Source organism: Streptomyces sp. NPDC090442 (assembly GCF_044769405.1).
In the GTDB taxonomy this organism is placed as follows: domain Bacteria; phylum Actinomycetota; class Actinomycetes; order Streptomycetales; family Streptomycetaceae; genus Streptomyces.
In genome coordinates this window covers 88,784-106,433 of record NZ_JBIVXW010000009.1, presented here as the reverse complement: position 1 = coordinate 106,433, position 17,650 = coordinate 88,784, and the positions used below count along the sequence as shown (strand labels likewise).

Sequence of the window (17,650 nt, the reverse complement as noted above, 5' to 3'; positions counted from 1 at the left end):
CCCGCCCACGGGCCAGATGGGATGCGCACCGGCCCGAACGGCGCGCCAGCCCCACGAATCACCGCATTCCACACCATAGTGGGGCGCCATGAGCACGGAGCCCTCGTATCCCGTCGCCCCCGACCAGAAGCCCCCACAACAGCCCCCGGACCCCACGATCGTGACCATCGGCGTGGTGGCGGTCCTGCTCGTGGTGGGGTGGGCGTCCATCGGGAAGGCCAACTTCGCCGCCGTCTCGGACACCGCGCTGCACTGGGTGCTCGCCAACTTCGGCTGGCTGTTCGTGGTGGGCGCCGACTTCTTCCTGGTGTTGTGTGTCGTCATCGCGTTCAGCCGGTTCGGCGCGATCCGGCTCGGCCGGGACGACGCGGAGCCGGAATTCACCAACCTCGCCTGGATCGCGATGATGTTCAGCGCCGGCATGGGCATCGGCCTGATGTTCTACGGCGTGGGCGAACCGCTCCAGCACTACGTGTCGCCGCCGCCCGGTTCCGGCGTGCACGCCAAGACGCCGGGCGCGGCCCGCACGGCCCTGGAGTACTCCTTCTTCCACTGGACGCTCACCCCTTGGGCGATCTATGGCATCGCCGGACTCGCGCTGGCCTACGCGGGCTTCCGCAAGGGCCGCGGCAACCGGCTGAGTTCGGCCTTCGTCCCGCTGATCGGCGAGCGGCGGGCCAACGGCGGACCGGGCAAGGTGATCGATCTGCTGGCCGTCTTCGCCACCGTCTTCGGCACCGCGACCAGCCTGGGCCTGGGCACCCTCCAGGTCGCCGAGGGCCTCAACCTGACGGCGGGCGCGCCCAGTTCCCGGACCCTGGAGCTGATCATCGTCGCCGCGCTGTCGGCGGCCTTCGTCGCCTCCGCCTTCTCCGGGCTGCACCGCGGGGTGAAGTGGCTGAGCACCCTCAACATCGCGCTGGCGGCACTGCTGATGGTCTTCGTCTTCGTGGCCGGCCCGACCGTGTACGTGCTGAACACCATCCCGGCGAGCCTGGGCGGTTACCTCAGCGAACTGCTGCCGATGGCCTCGCGGACCGGCGCCTTCACCGACCCCGCCTGGCTGGGCCAGTGGACGATCTTCTACTGGGCGTGGTGGCTGTCCTGGGCGCCGTTCGTCGGCACGTTCCTGGCCCGCATCTCGCACGGCAGGACCATCCGCGAGTTCCTCATCGGGGTGCTGCTGGTCCCCAGCGGCGCGACCATGGTCTGGTTCTCCGTCATGGGCGGCAGCGCGATCCGCCTGGACGCCAACGGCCGGGCCGAGCTGGCGTCGACGGTCGCCAAGGGCGCCGAGGCGTCCCTGTTCGGGCTGCTGGACAGCCTCCCGCTGGGCACGCTCACCTCGTGGGTGGCGATGGTGCTGGTGATGACGTACTTCGTGACCAGCGCCGACTCCGCCTCGCTCGTCATGGGCTCGCTGACCAGCCGGGGCGCGCTGCACCCGCGGACCTGGTTGGTCGTCCTGTGGGGCGTGCTGATGGCCGCGGTCGCGGCCGTGTTGCTGATCGCGGGCGGTCTCAGCTCGCTCCAGACGGCGACGATCCTGGTGGCGCTGCCGTTCGTCCTGGTGATGCTGGCGCTGTGCTGGGCGCTGCTGGCCGAACTGCGCGAGGACCCGGGCGCCGGCGCCCCGCGGCACGCCCTGCACGGACTGCGGGACGCGGTGACGGCCATGGTCGGCGAGGCGGTCACCGAGCACAGCCGGCCCCAACACCCGCGCCTGCAACGGCTGCGCCGCACGGCCAACACCCGACGCGGCGAGGGCGACTACGGGGACGGGGACGGCGCCGACGGGATGCCGTGACGGCCCCGATCCGCGACCCGGTGCGGCACGCCCGGGGTGTGCCGCACCACCGGGAACCTCAACTCCCCCACCACACCGACGACTTCAGTCGCCCCGCCCCCGGCCGTGCCCCGCGAGCAGTCCCGCGGCGGTGAGCAGCCACGCCCCGACCCCGATCCACAGCAGCACCCGCCCCAGGGTGTGCAGCGCGGGCGCGGCGATGACGGTGGCGGTGGCGAGCGCGGCCACCGCGGTCATGCCCAACGGGAAGACGGTGGACCAGCGCCGCACGTCGTAGCGCAGGCGCGGCCGGATCAGCTCCGCGGCGGTGAGCACCACGTACCAGGCGAGGCTGAGCGCCAGCAGTACCAGGGCGGCTGTGCGCAGCACGTGGTGCGCGGCGCCCGTCCACGGTGGGGCGGCGGCGAGCATGGCGGCGGCCAGCGCCGAGATCGCCAGGGCACCGCCGGCGACCCACTGGTCCCCGGCGCCGGTGCCCACCTGCCGCAGGTCGAAGCGCGCCAACGCCGGTACGTACAGCAGCAGTCCGAGCCAGAACGGCACCCAACCGGCCGCGCCGAGCCAGTCGCCGGCGCCCGCCAGCGAGAGCGCGGCCGTCAGCACCGCCAGCCCCTGGGTGGCCACGCAGACCAGGAAGACCGACCCGGGCATCCGCCACCGCCAGTGCCGTACGACCGAGAGCAGCAGTCCCGGCCACAGGGCGACGGCCACCACGAGCAGCGCCGCGGCCGGCACCCGCCACCCCAGCAGACACAGCCGGGTGCCCAGCACGGTGGTGGCGGCGACGGCGGTCAGAGCGGGCGGGGTGTCGGCCTCGGCGCGCCAGCGGGCCCGGTCGCCCGCCAGCCGGGCGGCGAAGCCGGCGGCGAGCAGCAGCCAGAGCGCGGCCGCCAGACCCAGCGCGACCCGGGAGAGCGGTTCCTGGCCGATGAGGTGCAGGCCCACGGAGAGGACGCCGGTGGCCATCACCGCGGCACCGGCACCGGGCGGCAGCGCCGCCCACCGAGCGCGCACACGACCGATCACCACCCCATCCGGCCCCACCCGGGCGCGGGCCGCTACCCCGGCGCGGCAGACAGCGCAACGCCGGCTCGCCGACCGGTACCCGCCCGGCGAACCACCCGCCCACGGCGGCCGGTCAGGGCGCCCCGGCGGTGGTGCCACGGACGATCGGCCGCGGCGGGAGGACGATCTCCCGGCGCTCGGTGCGGCGCTCGTCGAGGCGTTCGACCGCGGCCCGGACGGCGTGCCGGGCCTGCTCGGCGTGCGACGCGTGGTGGCCATGTCCGGCACCCCCGGCTCCGCCCCCGACGCCGGGGACCCGCCGTGGGTGGTGAACCGGCCCTGCCCGCGGCCCCGTTCGGGCGTCCCGCGCGCGGGAGCGGGGCCGCGGTCGCGCCGCGGTGACCACGGGCATATGGACGCCGCGTCATCTCCGCGGCTCGGCCCAGACGTCAGGTGGCACGACCCCGATCGAGCGGCCGTGGGGATCGAGCAGGCGGCCGAGGAGCTTGTCGTGGCGGAGGGTGACGACGCGGTCGACGATGTCCAGGGTGGGGTGGGCGGTGGCGAGTTGGGTCTCCAGGCGCAGGGCGTCGGTGACGGAGTGGAGGCTGGCCTGCACGAGGAGGTTGTGGGGGCCGCTGACGGCGGCGCAGTTGCGGGTCTCGGGCAACCGGATCAGGGCGTGGCCGACGGCCGGCAGGTCGGCGGGCGGGACCTTGGCCCAGAAGGTGAGGGCCACCGGCCAGCCGCCGAGGGGGCGGGCGAAGTCGCAGCGGAATCGCAGCACATCGAGTCGGGTGAGCTGCTCGATGCGGCGCTTGACGGTGGAAAGGCTGACGCCCAGGGCGGTGGCCAGTGCCTGGTAGGAGGCGCGGCCGTCGCGGGCCAGGCAGGTGAGGAGGGCACGGTCGGCGGTGGTGAGGTCACCGGGGCCGCGCCGGGGCGTGGGGGCCGGGGGCGGTGCGGCGAGTTGGGCGCGTTGGTCGGGGGCGAGGGCGGCGATGCGCCAGCGGCCGCCCTCGGTGAACAGGTGGGTGACGATCCGGGCGTCGACGGCGGTGATGCCGGGGACGTGCGGGAGCAGGTCGAGGGTGTAGTGGGAGAGGGCGGGCAGGTCGCGGGTGGCGACGGTGGCGAGGATGTCGTGGGCGCCGGCGGAGCGCTCGATGGTGAGCATGTGGGGGTGGTCGGCGAGGGCCCGGGCGACGGCGGCGGTGGCGCCCGGGGCGCAGTCGATCTGGGCGAAGCAGACGCACATCCGGTCCAACATCCGCGGGCCCGGCGAGAGTCCGACCCAGGCCGTGCCGCGCTCGGTGAGGCGGTGGAAGCGGCGGGCGACGGTGACCGGGTCGACGGCGAGGGCGCGGCCGAGCTCGGTCCACGAGGCCCTCGGCCGGAGTTGGAGCGCGTGGATCAGCGCGAGGTCGTCCTCGCTGAGTGGTGTGGCGTCTGTGTCTGTGTCTGTGTCTGTGTCTGTGACAGCTTCCTGCATTCGTGGCCGCCCGTTGGCGAGATTCCGGCGATTTCCCGCATCCCGATGACCAGTCTCGCACTGTAGGGAGCGACGGGCCCGCTCGCATGGGGCGGGTGGGCCGCGCAAGTCAGCAGGCCGGGACCAGGAGGAGCGGATCGTGGCGTTCGCCGATTACCAGAACGAGATCTACTTCGACGGGCTACGCGGGGTGGTACCGCGGCTGCCCATGAGCTACGCCGAGTTGGAGCCGCTGGCGCAGGCGGCGCTGCCCCCGTCGGTGCGGTCCTACGTCGCCGGGGGCGCCGGGGACGAGCAGACCCAGCGGGCCAACGTCACCGCCTTCGGGGAGTGGGGCCTGGTGCCGCGCATGCTGGTGGGCGCGAGCGAACGGGACCTGTCGGTCGAGCTGTTCGGCCTGCGGCTGCCCTCACCGCTGTTCATGGCCCCGGTCGGCGTGCTCGGGCTGTGCGCGCAGGACGGCCACGGGGACCTCGCCGCGGCGCGGGCCGCCGCCCGGACCGGCGTGCCGATGGTCGCCTCCACGCTGACCGTCGATCCGATGGAGGAGGTGGCCGCCGAGTTCGGCGCCACTCCGGGCTTCTTCCAGCTCTACACGCCCACCGACCGGGAGTTGGCGGAGAGCCTGGTCCGCCGGGCCGAGGCGGCCGGCTTCCAGGGCATCGTGGTCACCCTCGACACCTGGGTCACCGGCTGGCGCCCCCGGGACCTGGCCGTCAGCAACTTCCCCCAGTTGCGCGGCCACTGCCTGGCCAACTACACCAGCGACCCGGTCTTCCGCTCCCGCCTGGCCGAGTCCCCCGAGGACGATCCGGGGGCCGCGGTGCTGCGCTGGGCGCAGCTCTTCGGCAACCCCCTCACCTGGGACGACCTGCCCTGGCTGCGGTCGATGACCGATCTGCCGCTGATCCTCAAGGGCGTCTGCCACCCCGACGACGCCCGCCGGGCCAGGGACGGGGGCGTCGACGGCATCTACTGCTCCAACCACGGCGGCCGGCAGGCCAACGGCGGTCTGCCGGCGCTGCACTGCCTGCCCGGCGTGGTCGAGGCGGCGGGCGGGCTGCCCGTCCTGTTCGACTCCGGCGTCCGCTCCGGCACGGACGTCGTCAAGGCGCTCGCCCTGGGCGCGTCCGCCGTCGGCGTCGGCCGCCCGTACGCCTACGGCCTGGCCCTGGACGGCGCCGACGGCATCGTGCACGTCCTGCGCTCACTGCTCGCCGAGGCCGATCTCCTCATGGCCGTCGACGGCTACCCGAACCTGGCCGACCTCACGCCCGACGCGCTCCGGCGCCTTCGCTGACGCGGGACGGTCCGGTTCCCCTCCCCGCCCGACGGGTTCAGGCGCGCCCCGCGGCCAGGTCCATCAGGCGGGCGAGGACGCGGTCGCCGGAGGCGGCGAGGCCGTCGTGTTCCCACTCGTTGGTGACCCAGACCCGGGCGGCGCCGAGGGTACGGGCGGTGTCCAGGGACAGGCCGGCGTCCACGTACATGTCGTCGTGGTAGACGACCGCGGCGACCGGGACGGTGTTGGCGGCCAGGCGCGCCGGGTCGTACAGCGGCGGCCAGTCGGCGCGCCGGGCGAGGAGCTCCGCGGCCTCGGCGAACGGCCGCAGGCCGCGGACGTCCCGGAACATCCAGGGGTAGATCATCTCGCCGGTGAGCAGCAGCGGGTCGGCGTCCTCGGCGAAGGCGGGCAGGGCGGCGTGGGCGCGGTCGGCGGCCCAGGCGGTGGGGCCGGCGCCCTGGCCGTAGGCGGCCTCCTGGAGGACGCCGTAGAGGGGGTTGTCGGTGAAGCCGGTCAGGGCCATCGCCTGGTAGCGGAAGGTGTCGGTCAACTCGCCGTCGTCGTCCAGCGCTTCGTCGAGGAGCCAGTGCAGGCGCTCGAAGCCGTCGCCCATGCCGAGGACGAGGCCGAGGGTGCGCAGGCGGCGGACGGTGAGCCGGTCGCCGTCGGGGAGAGGGACGTCCCGGGCGGCGAGGAGGTCGGCGATGCGGCGCAGGCGCCCAGCGTCGTCGGGGTAGCGGGCGTAGAAGGCGTGGACCCGGTCGTGGACCCGGGGGAAGGTGCGGGCGTAGACCTCGTCGGCGGTCGCGGCCAGGCCCGGCAGGCCGCCGGCGACGTAGCACGCCCGGAGCCCTTCGGGGGCGCGGGAGAGGTAGGTGAGGGTGAGGAAGCCGCCGTAGCTCTGGCCGAGGGTCTCCCAGGGGCGGTCGGGGCTCAGCGCGCGGCGGATCAGCTCGGCGTCCGCGACGATCGAGTCCGCCCGGAAGTGGCCGAGGTGGGCGGCCAGTTGGGCCGGATCGCGGAAGCGGGCGGCGGCGCGGGCGGTGAGCGGCGTGGAGCGGCCGGTGCCGCGCTGGTCGAGGAGGAGGACCCGGTGCGTCTTCAGGGCGTGCGCCAGCCAGCCGGGCGAAGTGCCGGTCGGGCGGGGCGACTTGCCGCCCGGGCCGCCCTGGAGGAACAGCAGCCAGGGCAGCTCCTCGCCGGCGCGGGCGGGGTCGACGCACTCGCGGGCGAAGACCCGGAGGGTGGCGCCGTCGGGGGCGGCGTGGTCCAGGGGGACGGTGAAGACGTGGTCGGTGGTGGCGTATGCGGGGTTCATCGGTGGTGGCCCCCTGGGGGCGTGGTGGGTGCGGGCCTCAACGGCCGGCGGGCCGTGGCGGGTTGGCGCGGCCTGCGGGCCATTCTCGGGCCACGGGGGCCGCACCCGGCAGGGGTTTCCGCCCGGCGGGCGCCACCGCCTGTCACCCGGGGCGCACGCACCGCGGTCGGGGCAGGCGCGGCGGGCGGGCCCGGTTCGGCGGAGACTGGAGGTGCGGCGCACCGCGGGCCGTGGTGGGGAGCGCCACGGCGTCCGTCGGCGGTGGGCGGACCGGGAACGAGGTGAGGTCATGCAGGACGTGATCACCGTGGGCGTCGACGGAACGCCCGAGGCGACGGCGGCCGCGCTCTGGGCGGCGGACGAGGCGCGGCTGCGGCGGGCCCGGCTGCGACTGCTGCACGCCTGGGTGCTGCTGGCACCGGAACCGGAGGACGGGGCGGGTGGGGAGGACGAGCAGAACTACTGGCCGCACCGGATCCTCGGCGACGTCCACGATGCCGTCCGGGACCGCCACCCGGACCTGCCGGTGGACGAGTCCCTGGTGAGCAAGGACCCGCAGCTCGCCCTGGAGGAGGCGGCGGACCAGTCGAGCCTGCTGGTGCTGGGCTCGCGGGACCTGGGCGCGATGGCGCGGTACGTGCTGGGCGAGATCGGCCTCAAGGTGGTGGCGCACACCCGCACCCCCACGGTGCTGGTGCGGTCCCGGCCGGGCGCGGCGGCGCCGGAGCCGCACGCCCCGGTGACGGTCGGGCTGAGCCTGCACGAGCCCTGTGCGGCGCTGCTGGAGTTCGCGTTCGAGAGCGCGGCCCGGCGGGGCGCCCCGCTGCGCGTCGTGCACGGCCGGCACCTGCCGTCGTTCGCGTACAACCGGGGCGGCGGCGTCGAGCCGATCGTGGCGAAGCAGACGGCAGCGGACGCCCGGGAGGAGCTGGTGGCGGCGCTGCGGCCCTGGCGGGAGACGTTCCCGGAGGTGTCCGTGAACCCCCGGGTGGAGCTGGAGGGCCCGGCGCGGGCGCTGCTGCGGGACGCCACGGACGCCGCGCTGCTGGTCGTCGGGCGCCGGCACAAGCTGCACTTCCCTGCGCCGCGGATCGGGCATGTCGTGCACGCGGCGGTGCATCACGCGCCGTGCCCGGTGGTGATCGTGCCGCACGAGTGAGTGGGCCGTCCCGTTCCGCGGCGCCGGTCCCCCGCTCTGCGGTCCGGCCCCACGGACAGGCGCCCCGCCCCGTTTCTCCCAACAATGGGTGCAGGGGCGAGGAGACGGGGCGCCCCGGCGGACACCGTGGAGGTGAGCCATGGCGAAGACCACCGAGTGGCCGGTCCGGCTGGTCCTCACCGAGGAGGACGGGACGACCCGGGCGCGCGCGGAGCTGGACACCGGGACCCGGACGCTGACCGGGCACGGCCGGGCCCGCTGCAACCCCGCCGACCCGGACGTCCCGGTGATCGGCGACGAGTTGGCGGCCGGCCGGGCGATGAAGGACCTCGCCGGGCAGTTGATCAAGCTGGCCGACCGCGACCTGGCGGGCGTCGGCGCCGCGCCCCCTGGGCACGAGCGGCACACCCTCTACGGCTGGACGGACGAGCTGGCCTGACGTCCGCCCACGGGCCGGCCGCGGGCCGTGCGGAGGCATCCGCCGGCGCGAGGGGCCCGGGAAGGAGCCGGCGATGCCGGAGCCGACGACGGCCGGTCCGACCACGACCGACCTGTACGAAGTGACCATGGCCCTGTCGTATCTGCGCGAGGGGATGACCGGGCCGGCCACCTTCAGTTGCTTCGTCCGGGAACTCCCCGCCGAGCGCGGGTTCCTGGTCGCCGCCGGGGTGGAGTCGGTCCTCGACTTCCTGTGCCGTTTCCGGATCGGGCCGCAGGACGTCGAGGTGTTCGCGCAGGCCCTCCGCCGGCCCACCGCCGAGCTGGCGCCGCTGTTGGGGATGCGGTTCGCCGGGGAGGTGCGGGCGGTGCCGGAGGGGCGGGTGGTGCTGGCCGGTGAGCCGTTGTTGGAGGTCACCGCGCCGCTGCCGCAGGCGCAGTTGGTGGAGACCTTCGTGCTGAACCAGCTCAGTCACCAGACGGCGGTGGCGTCCAAGTGCGCCCGGTGCGTGCTGGCGGCCCGCGGCCGGCCGGTGGTGGACTTCTCGCTGCGGCGGACGCACGGGACGGAGGCGGGGCTGCGGACGGCACGGCTGGCGGCGATGGCGGGCTTCGCGGGGACCAGCAACGTGGCGGCGGCGCACGCCGAACGCCTGCCGGCGGTCGGCACGATGGCGCACTCCTACGTCGAGGCGTTCGAGGACGAGGAGACCGCGTTCACCGCCTTCGCGCGGGCCCATCCGGGGCCGGTGACGTTCCTGGTGGACACCTACGACGTCGATTCCGGGGTGGCGGCCGCGGCCCGGGTGCTGCACGCCCTGGACCGCGCCGAGGGCTCCGCGATCCGGCTGGACAGCGGCGACCTGGGGGCGCTGGCGGTCCGGGCGCGGGCCATGTTGGACCGGGCCGAGCTGCCGGGGGTGCGGATCGTGGTCAGCGGCGGGCTGGACGAGTTCGCGGTGGACGACCTGGTGCGGTCCGGGGCGCCGATCGACGTGTTCGCGGTGGGCACCCGGGTCGGGGTGAGCGCCGATGCACCGTACCTGGACTCGGCGTACAAGCTGGTCGCCTACGACGGGCGGCCGGTGATGAAGCTGTCGTCGGCGAAGGTCACCGCGCCGGGCCGGAAGCAGGTGTTCCGGCACCGGGGGTGCCAAGACGTGATCGGGCTGGCCGAGGAGCCGGTGCCGGCGGGCAGCGTGCCGTTGCTGGAGACGTTGCTGCGCGAGGGGGTGCGGTGCGCGCCGCGGACGCCGCTGGCGGAGGCCCGGGCGCGGCTGACGGCGGACCTCGCGGAGCTGCCGGCGGCGGCCCGCGCGATCCGCTCACCGGTGCCGGTGACGGCCTCGGTCTCCGCGCCGCTGGCCGCGCTGGCGGCGGACGTGCGGCGGCGGATCGAGCGGGCGGTGCTGGCGCCGTACGGGCACCCTGCGTGAGGGCCGGCCCGGCTCAGCGGCGCGGGACCACCACGACCGGGCAGGCGGCGTGGTGCAGCGCGGCGTGCCCGACCCGGCCGAGTTGCAGCCCGAAGTGGCCGTGCCGGTGGCGGGCGCCGAGGACCAGCAGGTCCGCGGCGGCGGACCGGCGGATCAACACCTTGTGCGCGGGCCCCTCGACGGTGGTGCGGCGGACGTGCACCGTCGGGTGTTCCTCGGCCTCCTCCGCCACCGCCGCGTCGACCAGCGCCGACGCCTGCTGCTCGTAGTGGTGCTCGGGCCCGGCGGCGCGCTCGGCACGGTCGGCGGTCTCGTAGGCGGGGCAGCGCCAGGCGCGGATGGCCTCCAGGACGCAGCCGCGGGCCTCGGCCTCCCGGAAGGCGAAGCGGACGGCCGGGGAGCCCTGCGCGGTGTCCCCGACGCCGAGCAGCACCCGGTCGTGGCCGCTCTCCAGGCCGGCCTTGTCGCCGCGGACGACGACCACGGGGTGCGCGGCGCGGGCGGCCACCGACAGGCTGACCGAGCCCAGCAGCAGATCGGCGAACTCCCCGCGGCCCTTGGAGCCGAGGACCACGGCGGTGGCATAGGGCGCCTCGCGCAGCAGCGCGGTGACCGGGTCGTCGGCCAGCACCTGGACGGAGATCTCGACCTCGGGGTTGCGGCGGGCGGCCCGGTCCGCGGCGTTGCCGACGACGCGGTCGGCGATGGCCTGCTCGGCGGGGGGATGTTCGGGTGGGGCGACGCCTTCGTAGCGCTCCCATTGGGAGGCGTGGACCAGGCGCAGCGGCAGTCCGTGGCGCGCCGCCTCGTCCACCGCCCAGTCCAGGGCGCGCAGCCCGGCGTCCGATCCATCCACGCCTACGACCAGGGGGAGTTCCATCGTCCCCACCGCCTTCCGCCGCTCGGTTCCTGGCCGGGCCGGGGCGGGGCGGGCGCCGCGGCGGGCGCGGCCGGCGGGGCGGGGCGTCGGCCGCGGCGACCGGATGCGCCTCGGCTCCCTTCCATCGTGTGCCCGGTCCCCCGGGGCACGCCAGGGCCGGGGCGGTCACGAGCGGCCCCGCCCGGGATGTCGTGGTGCCATGGAGGGACGAGTCGGATCGGGGAATGCCGAAGGGATCCGTGATGGCCGAGGCGTCGCCGCTGGCCGCGTGTCTCCGCCCGGTGCGGGCCGTGGTCCTCGACACCGACGGCGTGCTCCTCGACTCCGCGCGGCTGCACGCCGCGGCCTGGCGGGAGGCGTTCGACGCCTGTCTGGCGGCGGTGGGCGGGCAGCGGCCCTTCGACCCGGTGGACGACTACCTCCGGCACGTCGACGGCCGGTCCCGACTGGACGGCGCGGCCGCGTTCCTCGCCTCCCGAGGGGTGCAGCTGCCGCCCGGTTCCCCGGACGACGCACCGGGCACCGGCAGCGTGGCGGCGGTCGCGGCCCGTAAGGAGGAGGTCTTCACCGCGCTGCTGCGGGAGCGAGGGGCGGAGGTCTGGCCGGGCAGCGCCCGGCTGTTGCACGCGCTGCGCGACGAGGGTGTGGCGTGCGCCGCGGTGTCGGCGTCCCGGCACGCCGCCGAGCTGCTCCAACGGGCGGGCCTGCGTGGCCTGTTGGGCGCGGTGGTGGACGGCAACGAGGCGGCGCGGCTGGGGCTGCCGGGCAAGCCGGACCCGGCGCTGTTCGTCGAGGCGGCCCGGCGGCTGGGCGTGCCGCCCGGGGACGCGGCGGTGGTGGAGGACGCGCTGGCCGGCGTGGCGGCGGGCCGGCGCGGCGGCTTCGGCCTGGTCGTCGGCGTCGACCGGAGCGGCACCGGCGGGCACGCGGCGGAGCTGCACCGCCGCGGCGCCGACGTGGTGGTCGCCGACCTCGCCGAGCTGCTGGTGCCCGGGGCGCCCCGATGACGGCGCGGGCCTGGACGTGGACGTACGAGGGGTACGACTCCGAGGACGAGCGGTTGCGGGAGGCACTGTGCACGCTCGGCAACGGCAGGTTCGCCACCCGCGGCGCCGCCTCGGAGACCCCGCGCGGCCCCGCCCACTACCCGGGCACCTACGCGGCCGGCGTCTACGACCGGCTGACCTCCACCATCGCCGGCCGCGCGGTGGAGAACGAGGACCTGGTCAACCTGCCCGACTGGCTGCCGCTGCGCTACCGCATCCGCCCCGACGACGCCCCGGCGCCCGGCCCGTGGCTCTCCCCCGACCACCCGCACCTGACCGACCACCGCCGGACCCTGGACCTGCGCCGCGCCACCCTGACCCGCTGGTCTTCCTACGAGGACGCACAGGGGCGGCGGCTGACCGTGACCGAGCGCCGGCTGGTGCACATGTCGGAGCCCGATCTCGCCGTGCAGCGCGCGGTGTTCACCGCCGAGGGCTGGACCGGGGAGGTGGAGGTCGCGGCCGGGCTGGACGGTGACGTCCACAACCGCGGGGTGGCGCGCTACCGCGAATTGGCCGACGCCCATCTGACCGACTGGGAGACCGGCGGCGAGGGCGACGGGGTGTTCTGGCTGCGCTGCCGCACCCTCACCTCCGGCATCAGCGTCGCGCTGGCCGCCCGCACCCACGTCGCGCCGCGCGGCGGCACCGCCCGCACCCGGGTCGCGGACCGCCGGGTCTGGCGGCTGCACACCGTCCCGGTGCGGCCGGGCGCCCCGGCCACCGTCGACAAGACGGTGGCGCTGCACACCTCCCAGGACCTGGCCCGCACCGCGCCGGTGCCCGGCGCGCTGGCGGCGATCCGTCGGGCACCGGCGGTGCCCCGACTGCTGGCCTCGCACCACCGCGCGTGGCAACACCTGTGGCACCGGGTGCGGTGGGACGTCCCCGGCGAGGCGGGCCGGATCCTGCGGCTGCACGTCTTCCACGTGTTGCAGACCCTCTCCCCGCACACCGCGCGGCTGGACGTGGGGGTGCCGGCGCGCGGGCTGCACGGCGAGGCGTACCGGGGGCACGTCTTCTGGGACGAGCTGTTCGTGCTGCCGTTCTTGAACCTGCACTTCCCCGAGGTGTCTCGGGCGCTGCTGTCCTACCGCCACCGGCGGCTGCCGGCGGCCCGTCGGGCGGCGCTGGAGGCGGGCCGGGCGGGCGCGATGTACCCGTGGCAGAGCGGCAGCGACGGCCGCGAGGAGACCCAGCGCCTGCACCTCAATCCGCGCTCGGGCCGCTGGCTGCCGGACCACTCGCACCTCCAGCACCACGTCGGCTCGGCGATCGCCTACAACGTGTGGCAGTTCTGGCAGGCGACCGGCGACACCGGGTTCCTGCACACCAAGGGCGCGGAGATGCTGCTGGAGATCGCCCGCTTCTGGGCGTCGAGCGCGGACTGGGACCCGGGGCTGGGCCGCTACCGGATCCGCGGGGTGGTGGGCCCCGACGAGTACCACGACGGCTATCCGGGGGCGGACCGGCCGGGCCTGGACGACAACGCCTACACCAACGTCACCGCCGCCTGGGTGCTGTCCCGGGCGTCGGAGCTGTGCCGGACGCTGCCGGAGGCGCGCCGGCGACCGCTGTTCGAACGGCTGGAGCTCTCGCACGACGAGCGGCAGCACTGGGACGACCTCGCGCACCGGCTGTACGTCCCGCACCACCGGGGCGTGATCAGCCAGTTCGCCGGCTACGAGCGGCTCGCCGAGCTCGACTGGGCGGGCTACCGCGCCCGTTACGGCGACATCCGGCGGCTGGACCGCATCCTGGAGGCGGAGGGCGACACCGTCAACCGCTACCAGGCGTCCAAACAGGCCGACGTGCTGATGCTCGGCTACCTCTTCTCCCCCGCCGAACTGGCCGCCCTCTTCGAGCAGTTGGGCTACCGCCTGGACGACGAGGTCTGGCGGGCGACCGTCGACCACTACCTGGAGCGCACCAGTCACGGCTCGACGCTCAGCGCCGTGGTCCATGCCTGGGTGCTGGCGCGGGTCCGTCGGGACGATGCCTGGGACTACTGCGCGGAGGCGCTGACCGGAGACATCGCGGACGTCCAGGGCGGCACCACGGCGGAGGGCATCCACCTGGGGGCGATGGCCGGCACCCTGGACTTCGTGCAGCGCGGGATGACCGGACTGGAGACCCGGGCCCGCGCCCTGTGGTTGGACCCGGCGCCGCTCCCCCAACTGTCCAAGTTCGGCGTGCGGATCCGCTACCGCCGGCACCGGGACATCGACCTGCGGATCCGCACCCACCGGGTCGGGATCACCGTCCCGGAATCGGAACAGGCGGCGATCCGCGTCCGCCTGCGCGGCCGCCCCTACACCGTGGCCCCGGGCACGACGCGCCACTTCGACCTTCCGGATGACTGAACTGCCTTGCGCGTGGCGGTCATTGACGCCACGCCAGCACACAACTCAGGACTCACGGCACGGGCGCGCCCGCCCCCTCCGCCACCCCGTCCGGCTCCCCGCCCCGCAGATACTCCTCGCTGATCCGCTTCGGACCGAACGGCCACTCCCGCTCGTAGCGGGCCCACGCCAGGAACGCCACGGCGCCCGCGGCGACCCAGGCCAGCGACCATTCGATGGGGTGCCGGCCGGGCGCGTTGCGGTCCGCGTAGCCGTAGATCAGCAGCCAGCCGACCAGGGCGACGAGGCTGGGCAGCGGGTAGAGCCACATCCGGTAGGGGCGGTGCAGGGTCGGTTGGCGGCGGCGCAGCACGGTGACCGCGGCGACCTGGGCCAGCGACTGCACCAGCACCATCACCGTCGTCAACAACTGGATCACGGTGGCCAGATCGGTGTGCCGGCCGAGGAGGAAGCCGGCGGCCATGATGCCGCCCATGGTCAACAGGCCCAGGACGGGGAAGCGGTGGCGCGGGTGCAGCGTCCCGTAGGGGCGGAAGAAGACCCGGTCGCGGGCGGCGTCGTGCGGGACCCGGGAGCCGCCGAGCAGTCCGGTCATCACGGAGGTGACGGCGGTGATCAGGATGAGCACGGTGACGGCGTCGGCGGCGGTCCGCCCCCAGGTGCGTTCCAGGACGGCGGAGGCGACCGAGGAGCCGGCGGTGCTGTGCGGGTCGAGCATCTCGCGCCAGTCGACGACGCCGAGGGTGCCGATCTGGAGCAGCAGGTAGATCACCATGATGCCGGCGATGGAGAAGAGGATGGCGCGCGGCAGGGTGCGGCCGGGCTGTTTGATCTCGGCGCCCATGTAGGCGGTGGTGTTGTAGCCGAGGTAGTCGTAGAGGCCGATGGTGAGGCCGCCGGCGAACCCGATCCAGAAGTGACTGGCCGTCAAGTCCACCGCGTGGGCGGGGTAGGTGAAGGCCCGCTCCGGGCTGAAGTGGGTGAACGCCGCGACGATGACCAGGCCGACGGCGGCGATCATCACCGTCCACAGCACGACGGCGAGCCGCGCGATCCGCTCCACCCGGCCCCACAGCAGCGCCACGATCCCCACCGTGACGACCAACCCGACCACGTCCCCCTGCCCCGGGCTCATCCCGGGCCACAGATACCCCAGGTACTGCACGAAGCCGATGACGCCGGTGGACATCCCCAACGGGATGAACAACATGGCCGTCCAGACGAAGAGAAACGGCATCAGTTTCCCGGTGCGGTACTGGAACGCCTCCCGCAGATACACGTAGCTGCCGCCGGCGCCGGGCAGTGAGGCACCCAACTCCGCCCACACCAGGCCGTCCGCGAGCGCCAGCACCGCGCCGGCGACGAAGCCGATGACGGCCTGTGGGCCGCCGAACGTCGTCACCATCAACGGGATGGTCACGAACGGGCCGATGCCGCACATCTGGCTCATGTTGATGGCGGTGGCCTGGAACAGTCCGATCCGGCGGGCGAATCCCACCCGTTCCCCCTGGAGGTCCGGCATGCGCGGAGTCCCTTCCCGTGCCGGCGGGCGCGCCGGTCGCGGCCCGTTCCGCCGGTCAGGCTGACACGCCGCGCGCCCCCGCGCACCGGTGCGGACCGAACTCGCCCCGCCCCGACCCCCGTAGGCGCCTACCGACTACGCCTCCCCGTACGCCTCGCCGCCGAGCTCCAGGTGGGCCGCGCCCGCCGTGACGTCCGCCAGCCAGACCCGGAAGCCCTCCAGGTCCGCCTCCGGCAGCCCCACCTCGATGCGCACTTCGGCCCCGTAGGTCACCTCGCGCACCGCCCGCCCGGTGGTCCGCAGGTCGTTCTCCAGCCGGCCCGCGCGCTGGTGGTCCACGGTGACGGTGGCCAGCCGGAACCGCTGCCGGGTGACCGTCCCCAGCGCGTCCAGCGCCTCGCCGACCACGCCCCCGTAGGCCCGGATCAGCCCGCCGGCGCCCAGCTTGATCCCGCCGAAGTACCGCGTGACCACGGCGACCACGTAACGCATCTCGCGCCGCACCAGCATCTGGAGCATCGGCACCCCGGCCGTGCCGCCCGGTTCGCCGTCGTCGCTGGCCTTCTGGACGCCGCCGTCGGCCCCGAGGACGTACGCGAAGCAGTTGTGCCGGGCCGTCGGGTGCTCCTTGCGGATGCGCGCGATGAAGTCCTGGGCCTCCTGTTCCGTCGCGACCGGCGCGAGCGCACAGATGAAGCGGGACTTGTTGATCTCGATCTCGTGGACGCCCTCGCGGGCCAGCGTCCGGTACTGCTCCTGCATCCGCCCAGCCTATGCGGCCACCGGGCCGGGCGGTCCGGGCCCCCGGTCTTCCGTACCGCCCGGCGCTGTCCGCCGTACGGGCGCAGGGGGCACTCCGGGGGGCGTACCCGGGCCGTCCGCACGGTGCGTCGGGGAGACGTCCGCGGGGCCCGTGGGCACTGTTGGCCGCGGGTGGGCCCCGCGCCAACACGGCGGTCGGGGGCCCGCGGGACGGAACGGCGGCTCGGCGGAGGGCTCGATGGACGACAGCACACAGGCGGCGATGACGGCCGGCCCTCCGGTGACCGGCGAGGAGATGCCCACGCCGCCGCCGGAGGTCGTCGAGGCGGCCCGCGAGGCACCGGACCACTGGCTGGCCATGGTGGATCTGACCTGGGCGGGCGACGGCGACCCGCCGCTGTGGGCGGTGATCGGCCAGTGGCGGTCCGGGGCGGACGGCGACATCGTGGAGTGGCGGGACAACCCGGAGTACCGGCCGTCGCCGCAGATGCTGGACTGGGCGGACCCCACCGACCCGGTGGACCGCGCGGTGCAGTTGGCCGCCACCGGCTACGGCCCGGACCAGGCGGTCTGCGCGGAGCTGGCGCGGGCGGAGGTCTCCGTCCTGGTCACCGCCGCCGGCACGCCGCTCGCCGCCGCCTCCCCCGAGGGCGCCCCGGTGCTCCCCGTCTACACCTGCGAGGCCCAACTGGAGTCGGCGGGCCGGCTGCTCTACGACCAGCGGCCGGCCGCCGAACTGCTCGACGAACTGCCGCCGGGCCACGCCCTGTACCTCAATCCGGCCGGCGCGGTGAGCATGATCGTGGAGCCGGAGCCGTTGCGCGCGGCGCTGGCTATCGCCGAGGGCGCCGGTGTGGGGCGGCGCTCCCGTAAGGCGGGCGTCACGGCGCTGCGCCCGGGGACCGGCGCCGGGGCGCCCGAGCCGGTGGGCAGCGGTCGGGCGATCGGCAAGCCGGCCCGCTCGGCGAGCACCCGCGTCGTGGGCGCCAGCCGCTCCGGCTGACCGCCGCCCCCCTGAACCCGCCCCGCCCGTCTTCCCCTTCGGGCGGGGCGCCTTGCTGCCGTGGGCCGGGGCGGAACGCGGAACGACGTCCGGTTCTGCCCGTTCGCCCCGGGGCCGGGCTGCCCTACCGTGCC

Annotated in this window: 14 protein-coding genes; 8 read left to right on the top strand and 6 right to left on the bottom strand. The window is 75.2% G+C overall.

Going from position 1 to position 17,650, the window contains the following annotated elements; genetic code table 11:
• The first annotated feature begins 88 nt into the window (after positions 1-88).
• Entirely contained in the window at positions 89-1,807 is a 1,719-nt protein-coding gene (locus ACIQU6_RS09410; RefSeq protein ID WP_403481036.1) for a BCCT family transporter, read from the top strand.
• Between the two features lie 84 nt (positions 1,808-1,891).
• Here ACIQU6_RS09410 and ACIQU6_RS09405 read toward each other — a convergent pair whose 3' ends face one another.
• Positions 1,892-2,821 carry a hypothetical protein gene (locus ACIQU6_RS09405; RefSeq protein ID WP_403481035.1) on the bottom strand — a complete coding sequence of 310 codons (930 nt, stop codon included), beginning with the start codon at positions 2,819-2,821 and terminating at the stop codon, positions 1,892-1,894.
• Positions 2,822-3,236: 415 nt separating this feature from the next.
• Positions 3,237-4,304 carry an Lrp/AsnC family transcriptional regulator gene (locus tag ACIQU6_RS09400; RefSeq protein ID WP_403481034.1) on the bottom strand — a complete coding sequence of 356 codons (1,068 nt, stop codon included), beginning with the start codon at positions 4,302-4,304 and terminating at the stop codon, positions 3,237-3,239.
• Positions 4,305-4,443: 139 nt separating this feature from the next.
• On the opposite strand from ACIQU6_RS09400, the gene ACIQU6_RS09395 reads away from it, so the two are divergent.
• Complete coding sequence (locus tag ACIQU6_RS09395) at positions 4,444-5,604, top strand: alpha-hydroxy-acid oxidizing protein (RefSeq protein ID WP_403481033.1); 1,161 nt, start codon at positions 4,444-4,446, stop codon at positions 5,602-5,604.
• A 37-nt stretch (positions 5,605-5,641) separates the two neighbouring features.
• Here ACIQU6_RS09395 and ACIQU6_RS09390 read toward each other — a convergent pair whose 3' ends face one another.
• Positions 5,642-6,907, bottom strand: a complete 1,266-nt coding sequence (locus ACIQU6_RS09390; RefSeq protein ID WP_403481032.1) for an alpha/beta fold hydrolase — start codon at positions 6,905-6,907, stop codon at positions 5,642-5,644.
• A gap of 289 nt (positions 6,908-7,196) precedes the next feature.
• On the opposite strand from ACIQU6_RS09390, the gene ACIQU6_RS09385 reads away from it, so the two are divergent.
• The 3 genes from ACIQU6_RS09385 to ACIQU6_RS09375 all read left to right on the top strand — a co-directional run bounded on the left by ACIQU6_RS09385 (position 7,197) and on the right by ACIQU6_RS09375 (position 9,940).
• Positions 7,197-8,066, top strand: a complete 870-nt coding sequence (locus tag ACIQU6_RS09385) for a universal stress protein (protein WP_403481031.1) — start codon at positions 7,197-7,199, stop codon at positions 8,064-8,066.
• A 139-nt stretch (positions 8,067-8,205) separates the two neighbouring features.
• Complete coding sequence (locus ACIQU6_RS09380) at positions 8,206-8,505, top strand: DUF1876 domain-containing protein (RefSeq protein WP_274911945.1); 300 nt, start codon at positions 8,206-8,208, stop codon at positions 8,503-8,505.
• A gap of 73 nt (positions 8,506-8,578) precedes the next feature.
• Entirely contained in the window at positions 8,579-9,940 is a 1,362-nt protein-coding gene (locus tag ACIQU6_RS09375) for a nicotinate phosphoribosyltransferase (RefSeq protein ID WP_403481030.1), read from the top strand.
• A gap of 13 nt (positions 9,941-9,953) precedes the next feature.
• On the opposite strand, the gene ACIQU6_RS09370 is transcribed toward ACIQU6_RS09375, so the two are convergent.
• The gene (locus ACIQU6_RS09370) at positions 9,954-10,820 is read right to left on the bottom strand and encodes a universal stress protein (RefSeq protein WP_403481029.1); all 867 of its coding nucleotides are present in this window, start codon (positions 10,818-10,820) and stop codon (positions 9,954-9,956) included.
• 242 nt (positions 10,821-11,062) lie between these two features.
• Here ACIQU6_RS09370 and ACIQU6_RS09365 point away from each other — a divergent pair, with 242 nt between their 5' ends.
• Both ACIQU6_RS09365 and ACIQU6_RS09360 read left to right on the top strand, forming a co-directional pair.
• Positions 11,063-11,827 carry an HAD family hydrolase gene (locus ACIQU6_RS09365; RefSeq protein WP_403481099.1) on the top strand — a complete coding sequence of 255 codons (765 nt, stop codon included), beginning with the start codon at positions 11,063-11,065 and terminating at the stop codon, positions 11,825-11,827.
• On the top strand, positions 11,824-14,229 hold the full coding sequence (locus tag ACIQU6_RS09360; protein ID WP_403481028.1) for a glycoside hydrolase family 65 protein: 2,406 nt from the start codon (positions 11,824-11,826) through the stop codon (positions 14,227-14,229). The genes ACIQU6_RS09365 and ACIQU6_RS09360 overlap by 4 nt, the downstream gene beginning before the upstream one ends.
• A 52-nt stretch (positions 14,230-14,281) precedes the next feature.
• Here ACIQU6_RS09360 and ACIQU6_RS09355 read toward each other — a convergent pair whose 3' ends face one another.
• Together ACIQU6_RS09355 and ACIQU6_RS09350 are read right to left on the bottom strand one after the other, a co-directional pair.
• Complete coding sequence (locus ACIQU6_RS09355; RefSeq protein WP_403481027.1) at positions 14,282-15,751, bottom strand: APC family permease; 1,470 nt, start codon at positions 15,749-15,751, stop codon at positions 14,282-14,284.
• Positions 15,752-15,886: 135 nt separating this feature from the next.
• On the bottom strand, positions 15,887-16,513 hold the full coding sequence (locus ACIQU6_RS09350; RefSeq protein ID WP_403481026.1) for a YigZ family protein: 627 nt from the start codon (positions 16,511-16,513) through the stop codon (positions 15,887-15,889).
• Positions 16,514-16,751: 238 nt separating this feature from the next.
• On the opposite strand from ACIQU6_RS09350, the gene ACIQU6_RS09345 reads away from it, so the two are divergent.
• Complete coding sequence (locus ACIQU6_RS09345; protein WP_403481025.1) at positions 16,752-17,516, top strand: type VII secretion system-associated protein; 765 nt, start codon at positions 16,752-16,754, stop codon at positions 17,514-17,516.
• The last annotated feature ends 134 nt before the right edge of the window (positions 17,517-17,650 follow it).

What these genes read in the sequence shown, in the direction of transcription:
- ACIQU6_RS09410 (WP_403481036.1), top strand. Translation starts at nt 89, where the DNA reads ATGAGCACGGAGCCCTCGTATCCCGTCGCCCCCGACCAGAAGCCCCCA.
- ACIQU6_RS09400 (WP_403481034.1), bottom strand. Translation starts at nt 4,304, where the DNA reads ATGCAGGAAGCTGTCACAGACACAGACACAGACACAGACACAGACGCC.
- ACIQU6_RS09390 (WP_403481032.1), bottom strand. Translation starts at nt 6,907, where the DNA reads ATGAACCCCGCATACGCCACCACCGACCACGTCTTCACCGTCCCCCTG.
- ACIQU6_RS09385 (WP_403481031.1), top strand. Translation starts at nt 7,197, where the DNA reads ATGCAGGACGTGATCACCGTGGGCGTCGACGGAACGCCCGAGGCGACG.
- ACIQU6_RS09380 (WP_274911945.1), top strand. Translation starts at nt 8,206, where the DNA reads ATGGCGAAGACCACCGAGTGGCCGGTCCGGCTGGTCCTCACCGAGGAG.
- ACIQU6_RS09375 (WP_403481030.1), top strand. Translation starts at nt 8,579, where the DNA reads ATGCCGGAGCCGACGACGGCCGGTCCGACCACGACCGACCTGTACGAA.
- ACIQU6_RS09370 (WP_403481029.1), bottom strand. Translation starts at nt 10,820, where the DNA reads ATGGAACTCCCCCTGGTCGTAGGCGTGGATGGATCGGACGCCGGGCTG.
- ACIQU6_RS09365 (WP_403481099.1), top strand. Translation starts at nt 11,063, where the DNA reads ATGGCCGAGGCGTCGCCGCTGGCCGCGTGTCTCCGCCCGGTGCGGGCC.
- ACIQU6_RS09360 (WP_403481028.1), top strand. Translation starts at nt 11,824, where the DNA reads ATGACGGCGCGGGCCTGGACGTGGACGTACGAGGGGTACGACTCCGAG.
- ACIQU6_RS09355 (WP_403481027.1), bottom strand. Translation starts at nt 15,751, where the DNA reads ATGCCGGACCTCCAGGGGGAACGGGTGGGATTCGCCCGCCGGATCGGA.
- ACIQU6_RS09350 (WP_403481026.1), bottom strand. Translation starts at nt 16,513, where the DNA reads ATGCAGGAGCAGTACCGGACGCTGGCCCGCGAGGGCGTCCACGAGATC.
- ACIQU6_RS09345 (WP_403481025.1), top strand. Translation starts at nt 16,752, where the DNA reads ATGGACGACAGCACACAGGCGGCGATGACGGCCGGCCCTCCGGTGACC.